Origin of the sequence: Rhizobium sp. WW_1 (assembly GCF_003610155.1) — a bacterium.
Classification (GTDB): domain Bacteria; phylum Pseudomonadota; class Alphaproteobacteria; order Rhizobiales; family Rhizobiaceae; genus Rhizobium; species Rhizobium tropici_A.
On the sequence record NZ_RAIN01000017.1, the window covers coordinates 82,298 to 101,290 of the forward strand.

General features: G+C 58.2%; 17 protein-coding genes and 2 pseudogenes. 11 read left to right on the forward strand and 8 right to left on the reverse strand.

Going from position 1 to position 18,993, the window contains the following annotated elements; all coding sequences use genetic code 11:
• Nucleotides 1-174 precede the first annotated feature (174 nt).
• The 3 genes from BJ928_RS31550 to BJ928_RS31560 are packed head-to-tail and all read right to left on the reverse strand — an operon-like array spanning nucleotide 175 to nucleotide 3,382.
• Nucleotides 175-1,092 (reverse strand): efflux RND transporter periplasmic adaptor subunit, encoded by a 918-nt coding sequence (locus tag BJ928_RS31550; protein WP_052227842.1) that lies wholly within the window; start codon nucleotides 1,090-1,092, stop codon nucleotides 175-177.
• Nucleotides 1,093-1,100: 8 nt separating this feature from the next.
• The gene (locus BJ928_RS31555; protein WP_047634231.1) at nucleotides 1,101-1,295 is read right to left on the reverse strand and encodes a DUF1656 domain-containing protein; all 195 of its coding nucleotides are present in this window, start codon (nucleotides 1,293-1,295) and stop codon (nucleotides 1,101-1,103) included.
• The gene (locus BJ928_RS31560) at nucleotides 1,289-3,382 is read right to left on the reverse strand and encodes an FUSC family protein (RefSeq protein WP_063769472.1); all 2,094 of its coding nucleotides are present in this window, start codon (nucleotides 3,380-3,382) and stop codon (nucleotides 1,289-1,291) included. Before BJ928_RS31560 ends, BJ928_RS31555 begins: the two co-directional genes overlap by 7 nt.
• A gap of 248 nt (nucleotides 3,383-3,630) precedes the next feature.
• On the opposite strand from BJ928_RS31560, the gene BJ928_RS31565 reads away from it, so the two are divergent.
• The 5 genes and pseudogenes from BJ928_RS31565 to BJ928_RS31585 all read left to right on the forward strand — a co-directional run bounded on the left by BJ928_RS31565 (nucleotide 3,631) and on the right by BJ928_RS31585 (nucleotide 8,679).
• Nucleotides 3,631-4,281, forward strand: coding sequence for an FCD domain-containing protein (locus BJ928_RS31565; RefSeq protein ID WP_245432638.1), 651 nt, complete (start codon nucleotides 3,631-3,633; stop codon nucleotides 4,279-4,281).
• Nucleotides 4,282-4,474: 193 nt separating this feature from the next.
• Nucleotides 4,475-4,610, forward strand: a pseudogene (locus BJ928_RS31570) (winged helix-turn-helix domain-containing protein); the annotation flags it as partial.
• A gap of 770 nt (nucleotides 4,611-5,380) precedes the next feature.
• A complete protein-coding gene (locus tag BJ928_RS31575; protein ID WP_047634233.1) occupies nucleotides 5,381-6,436 on the forward strand; it encodes a glycosyltransferase family 8 protein in 1,056 nt (351 codons plus the stop codon).
• A 90-nt stretch (nucleotides 6,437-6,526) separates the two neighbouring features.
• Nucleotides 6,527-7,978, forward strand: coding sequence for an oligosaccharide flippase family protein (locus BJ928_RS31580; RefSeq protein WP_047634234.1), 1,452 nt, complete (start codon nucleotides 6,527-6,529; stop codon nucleotides 7,976-7,978).
• A gap of 104 nt (nucleotides 7,979-8,082) precedes the next feature.
• Complete coding sequence (locus tag BJ928_RS31585) at nucleotides 8,083-8,679, forward strand: AAC(3) family N-acetyltransferase (protein ID WP_245432639.1); 597 nt, start codon at nucleotides 8,083-8,085, stop codon at nucleotides 8,677-8,679.
• Nucleotides 8,680-8,828: 149 nt separating this feature from the next.
• Here the strand turns inward: BJ928_RS31585 and BJ928_RS38985 are convergent, their stop codons facing one another.
• Both BJ928_RS38985 and BJ928_RS31590 read right to left on the reverse strand, forming a co-directional pair.
• The gene (locus BJ928_RS38985) at nucleotides 8,829-9,002 is read right to left on the reverse strand and encodes a hypothetical protein (protein WP_156151453.1); all 174 of its coding nucleotides are present in this window, start codon (nucleotides 9,000-9,002) and stop codon (nucleotides 8,829-8,831) included.
• A 5-nt stretch (nucleotides 9,003-9,007) separates the two neighbouring features.
• A complete protein-coding gene (locus BJ928_RS31590; protein WP_147413963.1) occupies nucleotides 9,008-9,466 on the reverse strand; it encodes a hypothetical protein in 459 nt (152 codons plus the stop codon).
• Nucleotides 9,467-9,613: 147 nt separating this feature from the next.
• Here BJ928_RS31590 and lepB point away from each other — a divergent pair, with 147 nt between their 5' ends.
• Both lepB and BJ928_RS31600 read left to right on the forward strand, forming a co-directional pair.
• On the forward strand, nucleotides 9,614-10,417 hold the full coding sequence (gene lepB / locus BJ928_RS31595; RefSeq protein ID WP_082011946.1) for a signal peptidase I: 804 nt from the start codon (nucleotides 9,614-9,616) through the stop codon (nucleotides 10,415-10,417).
• Between the two features lie 2 nt (nucleotides 10,418-10,419).
• Nucleotides 10,420-10,566: pseudogene (locus BJ928_RS31600) on the forward strand (shikimate kinase); the annotation flags it as partial.
• 7 nt (nucleotides 10,567-10,573) lie between these two features.
• Here the strand turns inward: BJ928_RS31600 and BJ928_RS31605 are convergent.
• The 3 genes from BJ928_RS31605 to BJ928_RS31615 form a co-directional block, all read right to left on the reverse strand.
• Nucleotides 10,574-11,677 carry a dienelactone hydrolase gene (locus BJ928_RS31605; protein ID WP_245432640.1) on the reverse strand — a complete coding sequence of 368 codons (1,104 nt, stop codon included), beginning with the start codon at nucleotides 11,675-11,677 and terminating at the stop codon, nucleotides 10,574-10,576.
• Between the two features lie 563 nt (nucleotides 11,678-12,240).
• Nucleotides 12,241-12,987, reverse strand: coding sequence for a response regulator transcription factor (locus BJ928_RS31610; RefSeq protein WP_047634236.1), 747 nt, complete (start codon nucleotides 12,985-12,987; stop codon nucleotides 12,241-12,243).
• A complete protein-coding gene (locus BJ928_RS31615; protein ID WP_120296752.1) occupies nucleotides 12,984-14,222 on the reverse strand; it encodes a sensor histidine kinase in 1,239 nt (412 codons plus the stop codon). Before BJ928_RS31615 ends, BJ928_RS31610 begins: the two co-directional genes overlap by 4 nt.
• Nucleotides 14,223-14,520: 298 nt before the next feature.
• Between BJ928_RS31615 and BJ928_RS31620 the strand changes: the two genes are divergently transcribed.
• The 4 genes from BJ928_RS31620 (at nucleotide 14,521) to BJ928_RS31635 (ending at nucleotide 18,993) form a co-directional block, all read left to right on the forward strand.
• Entirely contained in the window at nucleotides 14,521-15,537 is a 1,017-nt protein-coding gene (locus tag BJ928_RS31620; RefSeq protein ID WP_047634237.1) for an ABC transporter substrate-binding protein, read from the forward strand.
• A 77-nt stretch (nucleotides 15,538-15,614) separates the two neighbouring features.
• Complete coding sequence (locus tag BJ928_RS31625) at nucleotides 15,615-17,105, forward strand: sugar ABC transporter ATP-binding protein (RefSeq protein ID WP_082011947.1); 1,491 nt, start codon at nucleotides 15,615-15,617, stop codon at nucleotides 17,103-17,105.
• Nucleotides 17,102-18,046 (forward strand): ABC transporter permease, encoded by a 945-nt coding sequence (locus BJ928_RS31630; RefSeq protein ID WP_082011948.1) that lies wholly within the window; start codon nucleotides 17,102-17,104, stop codon nucleotides 18,044-18,046. Before BJ928_RS31625 ends, BJ928_RS31630 begins: the two co-directional genes overlap by 4 nt.
• Nucleotides 18,043-18,993 carry an ABC transporter permease gene (locus tag BJ928_RS31635; RefSeq protein ID WP_047634238.1) on the forward strand — a complete coding sequence of 317 codons (951 nt, stop codon included), beginning with the start codon at nucleotides 18,043-18,045 and terminating at the stop codon, nucleotides 18,991-18,993. Before BJ928_RS31630 ends, BJ928_RS31635 begins: the two co-directional genes overlap by 4 nt.

An 18,993-nucleotide genomic window follows, 5' to 3' on the forward strand; every position in this document is an offset into this window, starting at 1 on the left:
TGCAGGATTTATACTTGCAATCAATTCTTCAATTCGAAGCATCGTGAAACTCGCTCCACAATGCCTCAAGTCGCACCGGCGAATCGACCGGTGGGACGCTTCCGTCCGGTGCTGCGGTATCCGGCAACAGAATTGCCAAGGCCGCCGACCATTCGCGCTTACTTTGTCCGGCTGTCACTGAATCGCCCGCAACCAAGAAAGCAAATGGCCTTTGGGCGCATCGTCGGTGATCGCCGATCCAACCGCAACGCTGGCGGTCATGCCCGCCGCAAGTTCGATTCCTGGTGGCACGCGATCGATGTGGATACGAACAGGGATGCGCTGAGCAAGACGCACCCATGTAAACGTCGCCTCGACACTCGGCAGGCCGAGATGACCCGGCGTGTCATTGCTGTCCTCGATCCCGCGGCCAATGCTTTCGACGCGGCCGGAGATGGGCTGGTCAAAGCCCATCAACATGACCCGCGCCGGGCTGCCGGCATGAATTTGCCGGAGCTTCGTCTCCTCGAAATAGCCGGTGATCCAGAAACTGGTAGCGTCGAGGATTGCTATCCTGGTGACGCCGGCTGTCGCGTAGTCGCCAGGCCGCATCCGCAGATTGGTGATATATCCATCGACGGGCGACCGGATCGTGGCTCGCGCGAGATTGAGCTTGGCGAGATCGAGCGACGCTAGCGCACCCTGATAGGCGGCGGCGGCTTGGGCGGCAGCCCCGCCCGTTTGCTGCACGTCCTCCTGGGAGACGACTTGCCGAAGTTGTCTTCGCCGCTCCGCCATCGCCTGGCGGACGAGCATGTCCTGACGCTTCGCTTCGACATCGGCCTCTGCGGATGCCACGGCAAGGCGGAACCGCGCAGGGTCAATCACGTAGAGAATGTCGCCGTGATGGACGTACTGGTTGTCGATAACGGATACGGCGCTGATCGTGCCGGAGACTTCCGGTACGATCTGCACGATATCCGCGCTCACCCGGCCGTCGCGGGTCCATGGCGCCAATACATATTGGCGCCACAGCGTGACGACGAGCAGGACGGTTGCACCGAGGATGACAAGTGACAGGGCGCTGCGCGCCAAGGGCTTCAAAATACGCATATGACAACTCAGGCATAGAGAATGAAAAGAGCGAGGATCGAAAGCGCCGCCGCGAATTCGATCAAGGCGGGATGCCAGACCCGGCGCAATAGCCCGATACGAGCCAGGATGGTTTGCAGCAGCAAGAAGAGCGGCAGCATCGCGCAGGCGTAGAAAAGAAGCGGCGGGACATAGATGCCCGCAAGGTTGACCTCGCTCAGCATCGGCGGCCTCCGGCGAAAGCGAAGAAAGCGGCGTGAGCGTCGAGCAGCGAGCCGATATCCATAAGCGCCGAAGCAACGCGGTGGACCAAGCGCCTTGCGGACGTATCACCATCGTGTTCACATAAGAGTTGCGCGGCAGTCGCCCGAAGATGGTTGGCCGCGCCGGCCGGCGTCGTGCCCCGATCTTGCAAGTCCCGTAAAGCGGCCCGCGTGAACGTCTGGGCCCATGCAGGGAAGTCGGGTTGGTTGAGCGCGTTGCGGATTCGCAGCAGCGCGCGGCCCACCTGGAGGCCCGCGAAACCGTCCTCCATGATTGGCCGCAAGCCGACAGGATCGCTCTTGAGCGTGAGGGCTATGCGCGACAGACGATGGTGCTGGAGGTGCTCCCAGGCGAGCCGATCCACTGGCCGGGTGCTTCTGGCGACAGCAAATACGTCGTTTCGGATTGCCCCGACGATGCGCCGAGCTTCCTTCATAGGGTCGCGCGGCAGAAGGAGGCGGAAGCACAGCAGCGTCACGATGACGCCGGCCAGCCAGCCACAAACCTGATTGCACCAGGAGGCCATATTGAACGTCATCGGGTTGTTCGCACCGACCAGCGTGTTGAACGCGACCAGATAGGCGAGCGCTGCGGCCGCATATTTCGGTTTCGTCGTGGCGTAGAGACCCGCGATCCAGAATGGCGCTAGCGCGGCGATCAGAAGCGGAAACCCGTCGATCAGCGGTAGGATGAGGAAGGCGCACACGAAACTCGTGGGGACCGCGACGACCGTGCCCTTTACGAACTCGACAGCGGCGCCAGCCGGATTGCTCGTCATGGCCAGGAGCACGCAATAAGGTGCGAGAACGAGCAGCATCAGAGTGCCGCCAGACCACCCCGTGGCGATCCAGAAGACACCACCAATGATGATCGCCAGGACCGAGCGCAGGCCATTGTCCAATCCGGCGCGCCAATCCCGGTGAAACCGAAAAATGCGACGGATGCGGTGCAAGCGTTTACTGCGCAGACGCGTCAAACTCACGAGCGCGTACTCGTAGTCTTCGATCATTTCGACCAGGCGATCGATCTGGATCAGAACGTCAAGACCGTCTGCGCTTTCCAGCCTCTCCGCTTCTGCTGCAGAGGCTTTCAGGTCATGGCGAACGGCCTCGATCAACCGCAGGGCGACCTCGGCTCCAGCCGGCGACGCCAATGCCTCGGATATTGCATCTAGAGTTTGGCGGATTCGGATCGCTGCCGTTGCGATGAGGGGATGCGGCTGTTCGGCGGACTGCCAGCCGCTCGCGCCAACCAGGCTGGCGAACAGCGCAGCCATGCCATCACGCGCCGTGCCCGCCCGCAACGCTACCTCTGCGGATTCGGCCGATGCCAGTTCCAGCAGATCGTCCAGGGCAAACAGGTCTGGCACGAGGCCGACAGCTGACAGTGTGTCCGGTTTTGCTTCGCCTGGCAGTCTTGCGGCAATAAACCGACCCACGGCCGCGATGAGACGTGCGAAGCTGGTATCGAGTTTCGGTGGTGTTGCCCGAGCGGAAAGTAATGCCGTGACGACGCCCAGGCATACTACACCAAGCACGACGGTCGCGACCCGGCCGAGCGCGTGTTCAAGCGAGGTGTCGGGATGTTCGAGCGAGCCGTAGGTCGCTAGCCCGATCGTATAGCCTGCCACGGCCGCCCCGGAGGCACGGAAATGGCGAAAGATCATCGCGCCGCCCGTGCAAAGCCCAAGCCAGAGAGCGAAACCGAGAACGAACAACGCCGGCGTTTGGGCGGAAAAGCCCATCAGAAGGATGGCAACGAGGCCACCGATCAGTGTGCCGATGACACGCCACGTCCCCTTGGCGAGAACCGCGCCCTGATTGGCGTTGGCGACGAGCAGCACCGTCGTGGCTGCTGAATAGGGTGTCTCCACCTGGCAGACGAACCCGATTCCAAGAGCGAGTGCGGCGGCCAGTGCCGACCGGAAGATGTAACCCCATTGCGGGCTGAACAGGTCGATGCGCAGGACCAGGGAGAGACCCTTTTTCAGGCGGCAGGGTGCTTGTTCCGTTAGCCATTCTAGCCATACCGTGCCGATCGCTGCCATTCTCCGCCATTTCTGTCCAGCCCAAAGAGCTGCCTCATCACCGGACCAGGTGCGATCAAGCGCCCTGGTTGCCTATTTCATATTCTAAACATAGGATCATCCTATGTTTAAGGTAAGGCGCGGTCAAGCGCCTGGGTAAAACAAACATTCTTACATAGGATGATCGGGTTTTTCCTGTTATGAAACGCGCCATGTCCACATCTGTCACGCTTCCCCAGGCGCCTCGGCGCTCCCTTGTAGAATCAACGATGGATCTGATCCGCGCCCAGATCGAAGGAGGAGCCTGGAAGGTCGGCGAACGGATTCCGAAGGAACAGGAGCTGGCCGACATGCTTCAGGTCGGCCGCAACACGGTGCGCGAAGCTATTCGCGTCCTGTCGCATGCCAATGTTCTCGAAGTTCGCCAGGGGGACGGCACCTATGTGCGCTCGAACGTCGATCCCGCGGAGGTCATGCGTCGGGTCAGTCGATCGAGCCTGCGAGATCACTTCGAGCTGCGGGCTATGCTGGAGACGGAAGCCGCAAGGCTTGCCGCAACCCACTGCAGCAAAGCTGATGTTGCGCTGCTTCGCGATCTTCTCAAAGAGCGCAGCGAACAGCACAATCATAAGAACCGCGAGGCCTTCGTTGACGCTGATCTTGCATTTCATGGTGCGATTGCGCGCATCTCCGGCAACGCCGCCCTTGCCGAACTCTACCGCTACTTTGCAAGTATGGTGCGTCTCAACACGCTCTCCGCGCTGGAGCACGATGACCTGCCCGAGCCAGGCCTGGAGGCCCACGCGGCGATCGTGGACGCGATCGATAGCCGCGATGAAGAAGCAGCCGCGATCGCTGCAAGGGCCGTTGTCGCGCCTCTGATTGAGGCGCTGAGATCGGAAGATCGATCGTCTCGATAGTCACGGTCGGCTTCACGCTCGGCAACGGCGCCGCGTCTCCAGTAGCCCCATGCGTGCATAGTGGCACGGGAAATCATGCGCTCCTTTATCAGGAAGGCGCAGCCGGCGAATGACGCCGCTCTCCGCACCCAGCCATATTTGACTTTCAGGCGATGACCGGTGAATCGGCGTTGCCGAATGGCCCGGCGGGCATGAATGTCGAGCCGCGAACTGTGGATATTCATGTCGGGCACATTCGTCGAGCGCTCAGGAGAGCTGGGCCAGATCTTATCCGGACTGTTTGTGCGCGCGGTTACGCGCTGGATTTGGAGTGCGAAGCATCCGACTAGTGCAGCGGGGATATTGCATAATATCGTCACATGAAACACGCCAGATTGGCGTACTCACCAAAAAGTTCGGTTCAGACCTCTCTTTAGCGAAGATAGCATCAATCGCAATGGCATTATACCAAAGTATCGGTTGCCGCGGTTGACTGAGGGAATATATCAAGCACTGTCTCGGATGTTCCTATACCATCGTGGTCGGTGTAGGCAGACTAGGTGTGTGATATAGAGCGATACAAACATGCGATCCAATCTTCGTATTTTGAGCAACTATCGATCTTAGGGACGAATGGTATTGAGATCATTATTTTCGATAGCCCATAGAAAAGGATGACTTAACTATGGCAATCTCTCGTTATTTTGATGCGGATACGCCGACTGTAGCTGGATCATATTTACCCCAGCTGACTGAGCGCAATATATCAACATCGTCAGGTGATAGCACAAGCGATATGTTTCGCGATGGCTGATCACGTTCGATTACAGCGCCAGATAACAATTAGCTGAACATAGCGACAACATTTGCACAGCAGTCACATCGTGTTTCAGGCATAGAAATGCCGTTGCTTCCATTTGCGTGCTGATAGCTGGGCAATCTTCAGGTTGGGTCGATTGTCCCAGACCGAGTGATCGCATGCATACTTAGCAACAATTTTCCGGCAACGGCCTTGACCAGCCCGAGGAGCGCATAAGGCGATCTGGCTGGGCACTCAAGGCATTACGCTTTTTCATATGTCGCTTATCTCGGCAGGATTTTGGCCGATAGGGAGAGGATAATGAAAGCCCCAGCATCAGATACTACCTCCGGGCTCGGCAATGCGACCGAATGCGTTAGGTCTTTGCGCGCGGTTAGAGAGATTGGCGAAAATCGTCTTGGCACAGCGCCAAGAACAGAAGCCAAAACTGAACGAACGTATGCACCGCTGGACCAAGATGTCGTCAACATCGCTTTCGGCTTGGATTTGGCCTACCTACCGCATGCGGGTGTTGCCGTTGCCTCCATGATTGCCAACGCCCCGGGAGCTCGATTCAATTTTCTCGTTTTGCATGACGGCATACCGGCAGAGGATCGCGCCTCTTTCGAGTCTTGTGGAGTGGGTCATGCCTTCAACTGGCTCCAGATTAGCGAACCCGCCGTACTCGCTATGCCAGGGAAGCGCCATATCAGTCGCGCCACCTATTTTCGGCTGATGATAGGCGAGTTGGCACCTGTAGACATTGGACGTGTCATTTATCTTGACGCGGATTTGGTTGTGAAAAGCGATATCCGCAAATTATATACCGTTGATCTCGGCGGCCGTTCGATAGGTGCGGTCTGCGACGTGGGCATGGACGACCGTATATTTGCCGATCGATTCGGCTTGCCTCATCAGCGCTTGGGATATTTCAATTCAGGCGTCCTCGTGCTGGAACTTCATAACATCCGTCGTGACGGCGACTTTCAGCACGCCCTCGACCTTTTGCAGAAGCGCTCCGAGGATCTAGAATATGCGGATCAATGCGCGCTGAACGTCGTCTTTTGGCAGCGTTGGGCGCAACTCGACGTCCTCTGGAATGTGCAGCGGCGGATGCTGATGCCGCAGGAGGGGAAGCCCTGCTTCGCCACCGCGAGAGAGATGAAGACAGGCAAGCGGCCTAAAATAATCCACTTCACCGAATACAATAAGCCCTGGTCGCTTGACGGCTGGCATCCTCTCATCTGGGCCTACTACGATTACCTCAGAAAAACCCCATACAACAGGTACGTCCGAGAAGTTGCCCACGTCACCTTCGCCAAGGACGTGAAACGGCGTATCAAGACATTGCTTAACTGGTGGCGCCTTCGACCGTGATGAGGACAATAGCTCTGTACATTTGGCCTTCTCTCGCAACATGGCACAAGCGCGGACCATGTTTCCAAGAAAATCGATCGGAAGCTCGCAATGCCCGATAACTCGATCGCATCTGCACTTAGAAACGCGTTTGTCTGGAACACGATCAATGCGATATTCTCGCAGGCCGCCGGCTTCATTATTTTCCTCATTCTGGCTCATATGCTCAATCCCGCAATTTTCGGTGCGGTTGCGCTGTCGGCAGTGGTCGCCGACTTCGTTGCAGTGGACGGTCGATATGCCGGAATGGATGCAATCCTTCAAAGGGGAGCATTCGATAGGAAAAGTCTCAATGCGGCTTTCCTTGCTCTTACCTCTATCGCAGCCCCTGTCGCTGCCATTCTTCTGGCCGCCGGGCCGATCGTCGCAGGATTGGAGAATGTGCCTCTAATCGGTTACTACATGCCGATTTTCGGGTTGCTCCTCCTTGTTACGCCCTGGCTTTCGGTGATGGACGCCATCATTATGCGGGACCTCGGTTTCAAAACATTCGCCAAGCGCAACATGTCGTCCACCATCGTCGGCGGCGTAGCCGGCATTGCCGTGGCATTTTCTCCACTGGCGATTTGGGCCCTTCCGGTCCAACGGGTCACCTCGACATTTTTCGTATTGGTGTTCGAGTTCTTGCACACGCGGTGGATTCCGGGCTTGAAGACCGATGCGGAAGCCAGACGCGACCTGTTTCGACGGCTTATTCCGCTATGGCTGATAGCTGCGATAAATCTCTCGATGCAACGTGCCACCGTCCTGGTCTTTGGTATCCGGTTCGACAGTGCCACAGTCGGCTTGTTCCGCGCTGCCGATCGCATCAGTGAATCCGTGCAGAATCCGATTATCAGCCCGCTCTTTGCATTATGGTTTCCGCTCATGAGCAAGGTGCGCGGTAACATTCAGGCGGAGGCGCATGTTTTCACCACCATCATTCGCACCTCCGCCTTCGTTGCCCTTCCCGCTTTCGCGGGCATAATTGTTGTTGCAGGTGACCTGACAAACGCCCTCCTGCCGCACTCTTATGAAGGGGTTGCACCGATACTGCGTGCGGTTGCGATCACCTCCCTCATGATACCGGTAGCCTGGTTCAACCCGATCGCGATGAATGCACTTGGCATGAACAGACGATCGCTGCAATATTCAGCCGCTGTGGCCGCAACCTGTATCGGTGCGCTCGTGGCCATTCCGACGCACTCGCCGCAACTGGCCGTCTTGATCACCGCGGCGCCCGCGACTTTCTACGGCCTCTACGGAAACCTCGTCCTCCTACGGCGGCTTCAAATATCGCCGCTCGGCCACTATCTCGGCCTACTGCCGGCGGCCCTGTCAGCAGCGGTGATGGCTATCATCATCGGCTACGTCCGTTCGGCTTTTCTTGGTGAATTCACGGCAGTCGAGCGCCTCGCAATCTCCGTGTGCTTGGGCATTGCGGTTTATTTCGGCCTGCTGGCGTGCTTCAGTCGCCGCTGGATGACCGAACGTGTTCAGTTGCTCGTCGGGCACGGAAGCTAGGCGCCGTTCAGCAAGTGCCCTTTGCTGCGAGCATGACGGGAGATGATCTAACCTACTTTGGCAGATTTTAAGCTGAGAGCGGTCTCCTGATGTGCGGGGTGGCGATGATCAAATCGACAGGCAGTCTCCCCGCCGTATGGCGCGAGCACATTATTCCTTTCGATCCAGCGGTTTCCAGGGCAATTCGTGCAAATGGGGTGTTTCCAGAATTTCTCCGCACTACGCCGGGTGCTGTTCGAAGCGGCAATCCGGCCGCATCTGTAGCTGCAATCGGCGCTCAGGCGATCTGGATCACGGCGGCTCACCCACTCGATTACGGGTATGGGGAAAATTCGCCGTTGGCAAAACTAGCATCTTTGCGTGGAAAGGTTCTGATGATCGGCGCACCATTGGATACGATAACTCTGCTGCATCATGCTGAGCACATTGCGAATATTCCCGAAAAGCGTATCCGTCGATATGAGGTACCTTTTGCGGCAGCCGCGGGTTCTGGGTGGCGCATGGCCGAAGAATATAGTACGGGAAATCCCGTTTTATCGAGCCTTGAAGAAGGCTATTTCGCAACCATCGTCGAAGAGTTTCTGGGCACGGGACGGGGCGTGTGTGGAGTTATCGGAGGAGCCGATAGCATTTTGGTTGATGCCGGATCAATCACGGCTCTTGCCGTGAATTGGTTGGAATCTCGATTTTCTGCGACTTAAATTGAAGTCAGTTCACCGTGCCCGGCGGCGGCGAGGCCTTCACGGCGGCCGGAAGTCATCGCCGAGGACCGGGCAGATCGTCTTACGCTTGGCGATGCTGGTCTAGCCGCGTTGCATGGTAATAGATTAGCCGGTCTGCAAAAATCTATTCACAGCCTGTTTGAAGCGACTTTGGTGGGCGGCTTGGGAGCCAGCTCTCGCGCGTTGACAACCTTGTCGATCCAACCAGCAGGAACTGCGTTCGCCGGTTTTAACGGCAGGACGATCTGCGCGGTGAATACCGCCATCACCGCGGCTAGGAAAGCCAGAGTCAATTTTCCCATCGTTGTCATCCTTGATCTTTGGTGAGTTCCAGCAGACGAGCTAGGCCGGCCGTTGTGAGAAGATAGGTGTTCTGGGGTCCCTTCTCGAAGAGACCAAAGTGAACAAGCGCTGCAAGGGAAACATCCAGCGCCTTCTTTACGCGCTTTGCAGTGCTGTTATGGGTCGCAAGGCCTTGCTCGTGGTCCAGCCGCTTCAATTCCTGCAGAGATAAGCCATGGGGTTCCAACTCGGCCTCTGCCCATTCCTTCCAGATCTCGGCGCGATCGATCCGTCCGTTCGGATGTTCGGCTGCCAGGTAGGCCAACCCGGCGAAGGTGGCGCCGACCTCAAGGTCGCCGATCACTCGGCTAGGCCCTGAGGGGCCTGCCTTTTTCGTGAAGTTCCATGGCTTCTCGCAAAGTAGCTCGGCGGCAATCTTGGACCATGCCTTAGAAAATGTCCCCAAGCCCTGCATCGGTGTCACGTCAGTCTCCTCGACCAGCTTAAGCTGGAATCTACCGGTGGATCATACAGGCCGCTAGATCCACTTTTTTTGGAATTGCAGCACTTTTCTTGGACACCCATCCTGGCCTTGCCGAACACTGCTGCCGGCGCCAAGGAGTGAAGACCCATGAGCCTATCAAGCCGTCCTGAAGACAATCGCGACAAAGGTGTTGGCAAGCCACGCTCGCAAGGCCCATGTATTTGGGAGTTGAGCAAGACAACGGCACAGGCCCTGATCATCGCCCTGATCATACGCACCCTTCTCTTTCAGCCCTTCAATATACCCTCCGGATCACTCATCCCGACACTTTTTGTTGGCGATTACGTGATTGTCTCCAAGTTCAGCTACGGCTGGTCGCGCTTTTCATTGCCCTTCCTCTCCGATCTCCTGCCGGCGGGACGCCTATGGTCTGCCGCTCCCAATCGCGGTGACATCGTTGTCTTCAGGCTGCCGTCTGACCATTCGACTAATCTGATAAAGCGCGTGATTGGCCTGCCCGGCGATCATATTCAGATGAGACGCGGGCGATTATTCATCAACGGCGCGATGGCCCCACGCGAAGCTGACGGCACATTCTCCGTTAATAGCATACCCGGCAGCCGAGGCTTCGCGGCGCCCCGCTATATCGAGACGCTCCCTAACGGCATCAGACATGCCGTTATCGAGGTCGATGGCGACACGGGTGCCTATGACAACACCCCGGAGTTTATCGTTCCCGCTGATCAGTATTTCATGATGGGCGACAATCGCGACAATTCCGAGGATTCACGGATCATTGGACCTATCCCGTTCGAGAATTTGGTCGGCAAAGCCCAGATCATCTTTTTCTCAATAGGCTCCAACCCGAGCGATACGACAGCGTCCGTGCTAAAGATCTGGGAATGGCCATTGAAGTTGCGTCCTCAACGCTTGTTCAACTTCATCTCCTGATGGAGAATCCGAGACAGACACTCGAGAACCTGGTGAACGTGCGCTATCCGATCTATGCGAAAGCCGATATCACGGTTCTCTCCCGCGACGTCGACAAGGGCATCAGGGTCAAGGAAGTCCTAGCCGCCATCGCCGAGGGAAGGGTTTAAATTCCCGTCAGCGCAAGTTTGCTTGGAAGAAGTGGATCAATTCGGCATTCTGTCGACTGTGGAAATCGGCTCGATCGAAACTCGGTGCATCTGTGCATATAGTTGGAGCCGATTTAAGCAGCCGACTATCGCAAGGCGGAAGAAAGGCGTAGTGGCCCGCTCCCGCTTCGACCCGATATTGAGGCGCCACTGGCAAAGCGCCGCGAACCCAATCCTCATACCATGGGCCCGGCTGATGTTGGTCTTCAGCCGCATGCCACAACATTACGGGAATGTGGACAGACGCCAAACCGTTACGGTCGAAGGTGAATCCGAACGCAGGAGCTGCTGCCACGATCGCTTTGATGCGATGATCCGCCTTCCAAGCATCAGCGGGTATATGGAGCATCGATACCGATTTTATCCCGGCCTTCGCCAATGCGGTGCAGAGATCGTGCGTCGGATTCGACGCGCAATACGGATCGATCTTCATCAGATCCGGCACTCCTCCTGCTTCGACCAGCACGGTAAAGCCGCCGTTCGAGAAACCGTATGCTCCGATACGATTGGTGTCGATAGCGCTGCGCCCTCGCCAACTCGAAAGCATATAGTCAATCAAACGGCTCAATTGTACGGGACGTCGCCACGGCATCAAGACTTTGCTCTGATCGTCATACGTGTCCCCCGCATGGCTGACGGCAGCAACCACGAAACCGGCCCGCGCAAGCGCAAGCGCCGTGTCGTAATGGCTGGAATAAGAACCAGCACCGCCATGGGACAGCACAACAAGCGGCAATTGGCGGCCACTCACCACGCCCTTGAGCGCGACGCGTTGGGAGAAAGTGTCGAGACGGACATCGCGCGGCATGTCCGTGGTCGGATACCATACCCCGCCAATCAACGGTGGCTCGCGATCGTTCGGGATACGCAACTCATCGAAGCCAACCTGCGATTCTGACGCGGCAGGTGCCACTGCTTGAGGAACGGAAGCTTTGAGATTCGGTGCACCGAGACGAGGCGTAGCGGAGTCGCTGGCCGCGACCACGCTCCAACTCAGCAAGAAGCCGGCGATCGCAATGATTGCTAAAGCGAACCTGTAGCTCTCCCTCACACGCAAAATTTCATGGGTCATCCTGATCACTCTGTAGCCCTCGTGGCTTATTTAGGACGACGCAGTTTAGTGCGGAGGGCAGAATAAACAACCGGGAAGCTGCGAAAGGTCATTTGGCCGAAACCAGGCTTATCTCCAAAAGGAGGTAACGCGCGGCGGCCTCAGTGAGCGTTGCGATCATGGGCACTCATGAGATCTCGGTCGATTAAATGCGACTGAGGAAATTGTCTTGCGACAATGACCGTCGCATCGAAATTTTTGAACGAATTGACGTCTTTCGACAAGACGTCTGATCCCGGTTTCGGCCTGCGGTTCGTATCCGCCCGACCGCGGGGTCGCCGGCTTTGTATTTGCGAATTCGGTCCCCCCCGACGCACGCACGGCATGGCGGTGTTCTTCGTCCTGCCACGGCAGGCGCAGCTTACGGTAACGTGGAAGCCTGCAATTTCCGAGCGACGTTTGCCGAGCGCGCGGCTAGTGCGGCCTTAGAAGCACAATAGTGGGTTTCGTTTCGGATCCCGACAGGAGTTGTCGTCTGCGAAACTTGTCAGAAAATGCGTAGTGAGTTCAAACATGCGTAGCTTTCATAGCTGCTGGCTATCGTCGCCAGGATGACGTGCGAGCCACGCCGTAAGGTCGGCTTCAGCTCGTTCAAGTGCGTTGTGATTGAGCAGCTTTCTCAGAAATGCCACAGCCACTGCACGGGCTCTAAGATTGAACCGGCCGTCATCGTCATGGCTGCCGAGCGGAAGATAGACGCCAAGTTTTACATAGAGTTGCTGCAATCGGTTCTGTACGCTGCGCACCGAGAGGTTGCGCCTCTGCGCTATTGCGCGGTCCGTCAATCCAAGGGCGATGTCGACCAGGATTTCATATTCGGCCTCAGTGAAGCCATTGACGTTGCCAAGGCTCTTTTGCTGCGTACCGCGTACCTCGCGGTCTATCACGCACTGGCTCTCGATGAAGATGCTGCGAAGCGCCAATTTCAACCGGTCATCGGAAGCCGACTTCAGGACATAGCCATAGACGGCGCCGACAGGAACGATGCGCGACACGCCGCGGACATAGGCTTCGTCTGAATAGTTCGACCAGAAGAGAATGCGTGTTTCCGGCCGTTCCTTCCATATGGTGCGTGCGGCCTCGATGCCGTTGCGCTGACTCATCTGCAGATCCATGACGATATGGGCGGATCTTAGATCACGCGCTAATCGCTCGCCCGCATGACCGTTCTCGGCCTCAAGCACGCCATCACATTCAGGCAGAGCTGCACGGATCGCCTCGTTGAGGTAGGAGCGATGCAGAGGATCGTCCTCGATGACCAGAACCTTCATGAAACAACTCCTGTCGCCGATGGCGCTTTGGCGGGCAGGGTGACGCTAACCAAGGTTCCTCCCGATGCGCTGGCAGGTTTGATTACGAAGCGTGCGGAGATCAGTCGCGCCCGCGTGCGCATGTTTTCGATACCGCCGCCCGATGGTTTGCGAGCGTTTCCAAGTCCGACGCCATCATCCATGATCTCTATGATTACCGTGCTCTCGATTGCTTTGAGCTGAACTTGAACATTGCTGGCCTGTGCGTGGCGGATGGCATTGTTAATGGCCTCTTGCGAGATACGAAAGAGGGCGATGGAAACGGGTTGCTCCAGGCAGTCGATAGCTCCGGCGGTCTCGTCGTTCAGCGACCAGGTCAAACTGGCCGCACTCTCCTGGATCGATCGCTCAAGATGGTTCTCCACTGCTTGGGCAAAGCCGAACAATTGCAGGACGGAGGGCTTGGCCTCCTCGATGATCTGCCGCAGGTCCTGCATGCTGTGCTGCAAGCCGCGAAACAGCGGCTCGAGCGCTTCGCCCGTAACGTCGGGTTGGCGCGCAAGCCGCTCCAGCCGGCGGGAAAGGCGGGTCAGATCGGCGAGAATCTGGTCATGCAGGTCCATGCCGATACGCTGACGTTCAGCCTCCAGAGCCTCCGTCAGCTTCAGGGCGCCAAGCCGCAAGCCTTCCTCGCGAGCGCGCGCTTCGGCTTCCACGATTGCCGACCGTTTGGCCTGATCGGCAGCGCGTATAGCGAAGAAGTGCGGCGACAAAAGATCGGCGATGACGCGGGCATTCTCGATATCCTTCATGTCATAGAAGCCGATTTTATGACTTGAACAGGAGAGTGCGCCGATGACGCGCCCCTGCACCTTGAGGGGAACATGGAGACGGCTGTGCAGCGACTGATGAAAGATCGGATGCGAGAAAGCGCCCTGGAAGTGAAATTGCGGATCGCTCCAGGCGTCGTCGGTCAGAAGAAAGTCGCTTTCGCCCCAGAGCAGTGTGCGGATGGGGCTGTTGCTGACCGGGGCGGGAAAACGACGGCCCCAGTCGGTTTCCATTCCACTCTCGTAGGCGGTATGGAACTGCTCGTCCACCATGATGATGCAGACGTCGAGATGGTCGTGCGGGATGACATGGCTGATTTCGGCCGCGACCGATTGAATGACGGAGTGGAAATCGAGCTGCCCGGCGAGTAGCCTCGAGATGTTGAGATAATGGTCGAAGACCGATTTCGGCGACATCTCGCGCAAAACACGCCCTCCCAGGCAAGGCGTCGATCTCGTGTCCCCCGATCGATCGCGGTATGCTAATTCATGACGCTATTAAGCGCCGATCCAAGCGGTTCGTCTTGCGGACTTGCGCATTTTTTCTGCGGGATCCCGCAAGGCCTCGCGTCGTAAGCGCCTGTACAAGCGCAACAATCTCAGACATCCTGCTTGTACTGAGAGGGGAACCTTCAGTGCAAATATTATTTTCGATCGTTTGTTGAGGAGCGCGTTCGAAAATCTTGGCCCGGCGATTGAAGTACGGGCTCTTTGGGAGGAAAACATGAATATTGCCAAGATGCTTCTGGCATCCGCCGTCATCGTTTGCGCTGCCGTGCCGGGTTCCGCCTTTGCTGATACAGCATCCAAGAAAATTGCATTGTCGAACAATTATGCCGGCAATTCCTGGCGTCAGGCCATGCTCACCAGCTGGCAGAAGGTCACGGGCGAAGCCGTAAAGGCCGGCGTGGTTGCCGCCGCCGATCCGTTTACCACGGCAGAAAACCAGGCAACCGAACAGGCCGCGCAGATCCAGAACATGATCCTGCAGGGCTACGATGCGATCGTCATCGATGCCGCCTCACCGACCGCGCTCAATGGTGCCATCAAGGAGGCCTGCGATGCCAAGATCGTGGTCGTGTCTTTCGACGGTATCGTCACCGAGCCCTGCGCCTGGCGGATCGCCGTCGACTTCAAGGGCATGGGCGCGAGCCAGATCGAGTACCTCGCCAAGAAGATGCCGAAGGGCGGCAATGTACTCGAAATCCGCGGGCTTGCCGGCGTTTCCGTCGATGACGAGATTTCGGCTGGCATTCATGACGCGGCTGCCAAATATCCGCAGTTCAAGATCGTCGGTTCGGTCCATGGCGACTGGGCGCAAGACGTCGCGCAGCGTGCCGTCGCCGGTATCCTCCCAAGCCTTCCCGACATCGCCGCGGTCGTAACCCAGGGCGGTGACGGCTATGGTGCCGCCCAGGCATTTGCCGCCGCAAAGCGCCCGATGCCGACGATCGTCATGGGTAATCGCCAGGACGAACTCGCCTGGTGGAAGAAGGAAAAGGATGCAAGCGGCTACGAGACCATGTCGGTCTCGATCGCGCCGGGCGTCTCGACACTTGCCTTCTGGGTCGCGCAGCAGATCCTCGACGGTCAAGAGGTGAAGAAGGATCTGGTCGTGCCGTTCCTGCGCATCGATCAGGATAATCTCGAAACCAATCTCGCCACCACGCAGGCGGGCGGGGTCGCGAACGTCGAATACACGCTCGATGATGCCAAGAAGGTCATTGCTGCGGCCAAGTAATCGATATCAGCCAGTGTAATGGCCGGTGCCGCTCAAAGCAGCGGCACCGGTTGGCGCAACGCCCGGCCGGACGATCCATGATTGCAGTCAAAGACAATAGTTCGATGAGAGACAATGCCGAGCGGCAAGCGATCGTCTCGGCCAGCGGAATCAAGGTCTATTTCGGTGCCGTCAAGGCGCTCGATGGCGCTGATCTGGCCATTCACGCCGGCGAGTGTATCGGCCTTGTCGGTCACAATGGGGCCGGCAAGTCGACTATCGTCAACGTCATAAACGGCGGCCTAAGCCCCCACGAGGGAGCCATCGCCTATGAGGGTGATGACTATGTGCGCGGCATCAATGCGGCGCGCGCGCATGGTATTCGCTGCGTTTTTCAGGAACTCTCGCTTGCTCCTAATCTGACCGTTGTCGAAAACATGCGGGTCGTCCATCACGGTCTTTCCGGCTGGAGCTGGCGCAGGCAGGCGGCCGCAATCGTGCGCGCAAAGCTCGATGAGGTTTTCCCCGGCCACAAGATCGATGTCATGCGCACCGTCGGTGAGCTTTCGATCGCGGAACGGCAGATGGTGGAGATTGCGATAACCTTCTGCAGCGTTGGTCAGGCGCCGAAGCTGGTGATCCTGGATGAGCCGACATCCTCGCTCGATGCGGGGCTCGCCGCACAGCTGATGGCCTATGTCCGCCGCTTTGTCGAGGCCGGCGGCGCCGTAATGCTGATCTCGCACATTCTTGGCGAGATACTTTCGACTGCGAGCCGCATCCTCGTGATGAAGGACGGTCGCGTCGTCGCTGACCGGGTCGCGCGGGACTTCAGCGTCAATAGCCTCGTCCAGGCGATGGGCAGCGTCGTCAAGGAGCAGGACCGCAAGCGCAGGGCAGAGGAGCGCGCTATTGCTGCGCCCATTCTCGCCTTGCCGTCACGCGGCGGCAAGGGACTTCCCTTCGAAGTTCGAAAGGGAGAAGTGATTGGCCTTGCCGGCCTTGCGGGCCATGGCCAGACCGACATGCTGCTCGATCTGCATCGATCCTTGTCCAGCAATTGGCTGCCCGGCGGGCGGGACAAGATTACCTTCGTTGCGGGCGATCGCGGCCTGAACGGGACTTTCCCCTTGTGGAGCATCCTGAAAAATCTCAGCATCGCATCACTCGGCGATCTATCGAAGATGTCCCTTGTCGACAGGCAGCGGGAACAGAGCCTGGGTACGGATTGGAAGGGCCGGATCGAAATCCGGACACCAGTGATGGAAAACGGCATCCTGTCCTTGTCCGGCGGCAATCAGCAGAAGGTGCTGTTTGCCCGCGCCCTCGCGACGACGTCACCGATCGTGCTGATGGATGATCCCATGCGTGGTGTCGATATCGGTACCAAGCAGGAGGTCTATCGAATCCTCAACGAAGAGGCTTCGACCGGCCGGACATTCATCTGGTACTCCACCGAAATGGACGAGATCCGCCTTTGCGACCGTGCCTATGTCTTTCGTGACGGTTTCATCGTCACGGAGCTGGTCGGCGATGAAATCACGGAAGAGAACGTGCTTGCAGCTTCCTTTGCCGGGGAGGGCGCATGATGCGTCCATCGTCCTCGACCCTTCGCTTGCTCATCCCGGCCTTGTCGCTGGCCGTTCTCCTGATTGCGGTTTTTTATCTTCAGCCGCGGGCCATGAGCTATGTCGGCCTCAACCTGCTCTTTAATCTCGCGGTGCCGATTGCGCTCGCGACGATCGCGCAGATGCTGATCATGTCGGTCAACGACCTCGACCTGTCGATGGGCACCTTCGTCAGTTTCATCGCCTGCGTCGCTGCGACCTATCTGCAGTCGGCGCCCCTGTTCGGCATCCTCATCCTGGTCGCGGCGGTTGCTGTCTATGCGGCCATGGGCGTGATCATCTATGTTAGGGATCTGCCGTCGATCGTCGTTACCCTCGGCATGAGCTTTGTCTGGGGCGGCTTTGCCGTGCTGCTGCTGCCGGCGCCGGGCGGGACGGCACCCGACTGGGCGCGTTGGCTGATGACATCGAAGCCGCCGCTTGTCCCCATGGCGATTGTTGCGAGCGTTGTCATTGCGCTGGTTTCACATTTCATCGTCATGCGTTCGTCATTCGGTGTGCTGATCCGCGGTGTCGGCGGCAACCAGCGTTCGCTTCAGCGCGCCGGCTGGTCCGTCGTCACCCTGCGCGCGGCCGCCTATGCGCTGGCCGGGTTCTTCGCGGTCCTATCGGGCATCGCACTGGTTGGGCTTACGACCTCGGCGGATGCGAATATCGCGCTGCGTTACACGCTGCTGTCGATCGCCGGTGTCATCCTTGGCGGCGGCGAGTTCATCGGTGGTCGCGTCTCGCCCGTCGGTGCCGTCATCGGTGCCTTGACCCTCACTCTGGCGGGCTCGTTTCTGTCATTCCTGCGGATCTCGCCGGATTGGCAGATCGGTGCGCAAGGCGCCATTCTGATCATCGTGCTTGCCCTGCGGCTCTTGCTCAACCGCGTAGAGAAGCGGGAGAAACACTCATGACGGTTCTTCGCGTGCTTGGCCGCAAGCCCTGGATCTGGTCATTCCTTGCAACCATTATCGTCTGGCTTGTGACCGTGTTCTTCACCGGTGGAGCAAGCGCGATAGGCCTGTCCCAGGCTGCGTTGACCTTCGCAGCTTTCTCCGTAATCGTCGGCATCGGGCAGATGTTCGTCATCACGCTCGGCCCTGGAAACATCGATCTTTCCGTGCCGGCCACCATGACGCTTGCGGGCACTTTGGCGCTGAAACTGATGAATGTCGAGGACGCCATGATCGTGCCCGGGCTGCTGGTGTCGATCCTCATCGGCCTTGGCATCGGGATCGGCAATTATGCGCTCATCAAGCTCTTGCGCATTCCGCCGATCATCGCGACGCTCTCGATGAGCTTCATCATCCAGTCGACGGCAATCTGGAGCAATCGCGGCCTGCGCATCAAGCCGCCCGAACAACTGGCTGACTTCGCCACATCAGGCTTCTTCGGCGTGCCGAATGTGGCGATCGTCGCGCTGCTGGTCTCCCTACTTGCATGGGTGCTGTTGGAGCGGACGATCTATGGTCGATGGATTTCAGCCATTGGGCAAAGCATGTTTGCCGCGAGAATGGCAGGCATTCCCGTCGACGGCACTCGGCTTGCGACCTACGTGCTCTGCGCCATCCTCGCCTCGGTCTGCGGCTATCTGCTTGCAAGCTTCTCCGGCGGCGCAGCTCTCAACATGGGCGCTGAATATCTGCTGATGTCGATTGCCGTCGTTATCATCGGCGGAACGGCAGTGGCCGGTGGCGATTCCAACGTGCCCGGCATATGGGGCGCTTCGTTGTTCATGTTCCTGGTGGTATCCATGCTGAACACCTATGGCTTCGGCGCCGGCCCGCGGCTGGTTCTCACCGGCCTCATCATCATCGCCGTTATTCTGATTGCGGGCGGTCGCCCAACCGGCGGACGCTGA

Coding starts and splice junctions, on each gene's coding strand:
- BJ928_RS31555 (WP_047634231.1), bottom strand. CDS start 1,295: ATGCTGAGCGAGGTCAACCTTGCGGGCATCTATGTCCCGCCGCTTCTT.
- BJ928_RS31620 (WP_047634237.1), top strand. CDS start 14,521: ATGAATATTGCCAAGATGCTTCTGGCATCCGCCGTCATCGTTTGCGCT.
- BJ928_RS31550 (WP_052227842.1), bottom strand. CDS start 1,092: ATGCGTATTTTGAAGCCCTTGGCGCGCAGCGCCCTGTCACTTGTCATC.
- BJ928_RS31625 (WP_082011947.1), top strand. CDS start 15,615: ATGATTGCAGTCAAAGACAATAGTTCGATGAGAGACAATGCCGAGCGG.
- BJ928_RS31610 (WP_047634236.1), bottom strand. CDS start 12,987: ATGAAGGTTCTGGTCATCGAGGACGATCCTCTGCATCGCTCCTACCTC.
- lepB (WP_082011946.1), top strand. CDS start 9,614: ATGAGCCTATCAAGCCGTCCTGAAGACAATCGCGACAAAGGTGTTGGC.
- BJ928_RS31560 (WP_063769472.1), bottom strand. CDS start 3,382: ATGGCAGCGATCGGCACGGTATGGCTAGAATGGCTAACGGAACAAGCA.
- BJ928_RS31630 (WP_082011948.1), top strand. CDS start 17,102: ATGATGCGTCCATCGTCCTCGACCCTTCGCTTGCTCATCCCGGCCTTG.
- BJ928_RS31585 (WP_245432639.1), top strand. CDS start 8,083: ATGATCAAATCGACAGGCAGTCTCCCCGCCGTATGGCGCGAGCACATT.
- BJ928_RS31580 (WP_047634234.1), top strand. CDS start 6,527: ATGCCCGATAACTCGATCGCATCTGCACTTAGAAACGCGTTTGTCTGG.
- BJ928_RS31565 (WP_245432638.1), top strand. CDS start 3,631: ATGGATCTGATCCGCGCCCAGATCGAAGGAGGAGCCTGGAAGGTCGGC.
- BJ928_RS31635 (WP_047634238.1), top strand. CDS start 18,043: ATGACGGTTCTTCGCGTGCTTGGCCGCAAGCCCTGGATCTGGTCATTC.
- BJ928_RS31605 (WP_245432640.1), bottom strand. CDS start 11,677: ATGACCCATGAAATTTTGCGTGTGAGGGAGAGCTACAGGTTCGCTTTA.
- BJ928_RS38985 (WP_156151453.1), bottom strand. CDS start 9,002: ATGGGAAAATTGACTCTGGCTTTCCTAGCCGCGGTGATGGCGGTATTC.
- BJ928_RS31575 (WP_047634233.1), top strand. CDS start 5,381: ATGAAAGCCCCAGCATCAGATACTACCTCCGGGCTCGGCAATGCGACC.